This window comes from Streptomyces alkaliphilus, from assembly GCF_014141535.1.
GTDB lineage: Bacteria > Actinomycetota > Actinomycetes > Streptomycetales > Streptomycetaceae > Streptomyces > Streptomyces alkaliphilus.
Genome location: NZ_VKHT01000372.1, coordinates 1 through 4635, shown reverse-complemented (window position 1 = coordinate 4635; position 4635 = coordinate 1). Strand labels below are relative to the sequence as shown.

3 protein-coding genes are annotated in these 4635 nt (G+C 70.2%); all 3 read left to right on the top strand.

Going from position 1 to position 4635, the window contains the following annotated elements; all coding sequences use genetic code 11:
• The coding region (locus tag FNQ90_RS13240; protein ID WP_182606563.1) for an ABC transporter substrate-binding protein at positions 1-1587 on the top strand (1587 nt) is incomplete at its 5' end.
• A 64-nt stretch (positions 1588-1651) separates the two neighbouring features.
• Positions 1652-2641 (top strand): ABC transporter permease, encoded by a 990-nt coding sequence (locus FNQ90_RS13235; RefSeq protein WP_182606562.1) that lies wholly within the window; start codon positions 1652-1654, stop codon positions 2639-2641.
• 72 nt (positions 2642-2713) lie between these two features.
• Positions 2714-4635, top strand: a 1922-nt coding sequence (locus FNQ90_RS13230; protein ID WP_323379930.1) for a dipeptide/oligopeptide/nickel ABC transporter permease/ATP-binding protein, incomplete at its 3' end; no start/stop codon positions are given.

The window sequence follows — 4635 nt, the reverse complement described above, 5'->3', positions numbered from 1 at the left end:
GGCGGCACCCCGGCGGACACCCTGGTCGTCTACACCGGCCAGGCGGGGGACTACCAGAGCAACTTCAACCCCTACTCCCACAGCGTCATCGAGGGTCCGGGCACCATCTTCGAGCCGTTGTTCTACTTCAACCAGGCCGCCGACGCCGATCCCGTCCCGCGTCTGGGTACCGACTACTCCTGGAACGAGGACGGCACCGAACTCTCGGTCACCGTCCGCGAGGGCGTCACCTGGTCCGACGGCGAGCCCTTCACCGCCGACGACGTGGTCTTCACCCTCGACCTCATAGCGGCCAACCCCGCCATCAACGGCACCGGCTTCGAGGGCCGTGCCGAGCGGGTGAGCGACACCGAGTTGCTCGTCCGCTTCGACGGGCCCGCCTTCCTCGAGGGGCCCCAGGTACTGGGACGCATCTGGATCGTTCCCGAACACCTGTGGGGCGACATCGCGGACCCGGCCACGGACACCGTGCCCGAGCCGGTGGGCACCGGGCCGTTCCGCCTCCGGGAGTTCCGCCCCCAGGCCTTCACCCTCGAGGCCAACCCCGACTACTGGGACGGTGAACCGGAGCTGAAGCGGGTCCGCTTCGTCGCGCTCTCCGGCAACCAGGCCGGTGCCGACGCCCTCGCGGCCGGCACCGTCGACTGGCAGACCGGCCCGGTCCCCGACATCCACAACGTCGAGGACAACCACCCCGGCTACCGGAGCATCACCGTCCCGCTCAACCAGATCGTCCTGATGACCTGCTCCGACGAGGAACTCGGCTGCACCGGCCCGCAGACCGACCCGGCCGTCCGCAAGGCGATCCACCACGCCCTGGACCGCACCCAGATCAACTCCCTCGCCTTCGAGGACACCGCGAGCGAGATCTCCCCCGGCTTCGCCCTGGTCGGCCGGGACGAGGCGGTGATCAGCGACGACCTGGAGAACCGGGTCGTGCCCATGGAGCCCGACACGGAGACCGCCGAGGCGCTCCTGGAGGAGGCCGGCTGGGAGCCGGGCGGCGACGGTGTGCGCACCCGTGACGGCGAGCGCCTGGAGCTGTCCGTCAGCGTCGTCACCGGCTGGACCGACTACATCACCGCCGTGGACGTCATCGGCCAACAACTGGCCCCGCTCGGCATCGACATCTCCATCCGACAGGCCTCCTGGAACGAGTGGTCCGACTCCCGCGGCCAGGGCGACTACCAGCTGCTCATCGACTCCCTCTACCAGGGGCCGGCACCCGACCCCTACTACCTCTACGGGTACTTCTTCCACTCGGAGAACACCGCCCCGGTGGGGGAGGTGGCCCAGCCCAACTTCGCCCGCTACACCCACCCGGAGGTCGACGCGGCGCTGGAGGAACTGAAGCGCACCGACCCGGCCGATGCCGCGGCGCGCCAACCGCTGCTGGACACCGTCCAGGTGGCGATCGAGGAGGACCTGCCGTACATCCCGGTCCTCACCGGTGGTACCACCAGCCAGTACAACGCGGCGAAGTTCGAGGGCTGGCCCACCGAGGACGACCTGTACGCCTTCCCCGCCGTGTGGAGCCGGCCGGACCACTCGCAGATCTTCCTCAACCTGCGTCCCGCGACCGACTGACCGGCGTCGATCTCCTTCCCCGAGACGTGTCCGAGAAGCAGCTCATCCCCGATTGGCGGCCCGCATGAGGTACTACGCCCGAAAGCTCGGCTTCTACCTGATCGCCCTGTGGGCCGCCCTGACGCTGAACTTCTTCATCCCGAGGCTGATGCCGGGCAACCCGGTGGACATCCTCATGGCGAAACTCCAGCAGCGGGGCGGGTCGCCCGACCCGGCCGTCCGGCGGGCGTACGAGCTGCTTCTCGGCACGGACACCGATGAGCCCCTGATCGTCCAGTACCTCGCCTACCTGGGGGCGATGGCCCGCGGCGACCTGGGTATATCCGTCAGCGTCTTCCCCACCCCGGTCTCCGAGGTGATCGGACAGGCGTTGCCGTGGACCATCGTCCTGGTGGGCATCGCCACCTTCCTGTCCTTCCTGCTGGGGGTGGCACTGGGGGCGATCGTCGGCTGGCGGCGCGGATCGTGGCTGGACTCCCTCATCCCCGCGACCACCATCCTGGCCGCCGTCCCCTACTTCTGGCTCGCCCTGCTGCTGGTGGCGCTCTTCTCCACCGTCCTGGGCTGGTTCCCCCTGCTGGGCGGGTACGACGTGGCTCTCATGCCCGGCCGGAACGCCGAGTTCGTCGGATCGATCCTCCACCACGGCTTCCTGCCCGCGGCGACCATCGTCATCTCCTCGGTCGGCGGCTGGCTGCTGGGGATGCGCAACATGATGGTCTCCACCATGTCCGAGGACTACGTCCTCACCGCCCGGGCCAAGGGCCTGCGCGAGAGCCGTGTGATGACCCGGTACGCCGCCCGCAACGCCGTCCTGCCGTCCATCGCCGGCTTCGCCATCTCCCTGGGCTTCGTCGTGGCCGGCTCGATCGTCACCGAGCAGGTCTTCTCCTACCCCGGCATCGGATCGAAGTTGCTGCAGGCGGTTCAGAACAACGACTACGCCCTCATGCAGGGGATCTTCCTGGTGATCACGGTGGCGGTCCTGGGAGCCAACCTGATCGTCGACCTGCTGTACGGCGTCATCGACCCGCGCACCCGGGTCGAGAACTGAGGGCCGCGCCATGGCCGGGAAAGCGTCCGCGCGGATCCGTCGAGGGTCCACCGAGGGCAAGGAGCCGTCACCGTGACCAACCCCGTACATCTCACCGAACCGACCGGTGAACCGGCCGTCGAGGCGACCGGGGAGGAGGGGATCGTCCCCGGAAAACACCCCCGCCGCGCGTCCGGGGGATGGCGCTCCCTGCTCCCCACCCCCTCGCCCAAGCTCGTCATCGGCTTCCTCCTGGTGCTCGCCATCGCCCTGTTCGGTTTCGTCGGCCCGCTGTTCCTCGGCGACCCCGACGCCATCGACAGCCGCGGGATGACCCCTCCCGACGGGGAGAACCTGTTGGGCACCACCCGCACCGGCCAGGACGTGCTGGCCCAACTGGCCCGGGCCACCGCCGGCTCGCTGCAGATCGGGCTGCTGGTGGGCGTCATGGCCACCCTGCTCTCGGCCCTCTTCGGCATCATCGGCGGTTACCTCGGCGGGTTCGTGGACGAGGGCTTCTCCCTGCTCTCCAACGTCATGCTGGTCATCCCCGGCCTGCCGCTGGTGATCGTCATCGCCGGGTTCGTCCCCGCCAACCGGCGCGGCGCCTGGACCATCGCGGTGGTGCTCGCGATCACCGGTTGGGCCGCCTCCGCACGGGTCCTGCGGGCCCAGACGCTCTCGCTGCGCAACCGCGACTACGTGGCCGCGGCCAGGGTGGCGGGCGAACGCCCCTGGCGGATCGTCTCGGTGGAGATCCTGCCCAACCTGCTGCCGCTGCTGGCCTCGCAGTTCGTCTTCGCCGTGCTGGCCGCGATCCTCGCCGAGGCCGGCCTGTCCTTCCTCGGGCTGGGCGCCTCCAACTCCTCCACCCTGGGCACGATGCTCTTCTACGCCCAGAACGGGTTCGCCCTGCAGTGGGGTGCCTGGTGGTGGTTCGTGCCCCCCGGTCTGGTCATCGCCCTCTTCGGCTGCGGTCTGGCACTGATCAACTTCAGCATCGACGAGATCATCAACCCCCGTCTGCGCACCGGCGCCCGCCGCGACGCCGGGGACCCCGGCGCGGTGGCCGCCGACGCCGCCTCGGCGACCGGCACCCCGACCGGGACCCCCGGGGTCGGCGGGCCCGCCGACCCCGCCGACCCCGACGGCACCGACCGCGAACCGGTGCTCACGGTCGAGCGGTTGAACGTCACCTATCGCGTGGACAAACCGGTCCACGCCGTCCGCGACGTCTCCCTGACCCTGGGGCGGGGCGAGATCCTCGGCCTCGCGGGCGAGTCGGGCTGCGGCAAGACCACCCTGGCCTACGCCATCGCGCGCCTCCACCGGCCACCGGCCGAGGTCACCTCCGGAACGGTGGTCTTCCACGACCGCTCCGGCGAGAACATCGACCTGCTCGCGCTGGAGGGCGAGGACCTGCGGCGTTTCCGCTGGGACCGCATGTCGGTGGTCTTCCAGGGCGCGATGAACTCCCTCAACCCGGTCATCCCCGTCCGGGAGCAGTTGGAGGACGTCCTGATCACCCACCGGCCGGGGATGACGGCCGGGGAACGTCGGGCCCGCTGCGAGGAGGTGCTGCGGTTGGTGGGGGTGGACCCCCGGCGCCTGCGCTCCTTCCCGCACGAACTCTCCGGTGGCATGCGCCAGCGCGTCATGATCGCCATGGCCATGCTCCTCGACCCACAGGTCATGATCATGGACGAGCCCACCACCGCGCTGGACGTGGTCGTGCAGCGCGGCATCCTGGGGGAGATCCTCCGCCTGCGCGAGGAGTTGGGCTTCGCGGTCGTGTTCATCACCCACGATCTGCCCCTGCTGTTGGAGCTCGCCGACCGCATCGCCGTCATGCGCGACGGCGAGGTGGTGGAGTACGGATCCGCCGAGCGACTCCACCGCGAGCCGCGCCACCCCTACACCCGCCGGCTGCTCGGCTCCTTCCCCGGCCTGACCGGCGAGCGCGGCATCCTCCTCGACGACCGGCGCCCCGCCCGTGACGAGGGGACGGACACCAC

Excerpts from the sequence above, each read along its gene's own strand:
- FNQ90_RS13235 (WP_182606562.1), top strand. The coding sequence starts at position 1,652 with ATGAGGTACTACGCCCGAAAGCTCGGCTTCTACCTGATCGCCCTGTGG.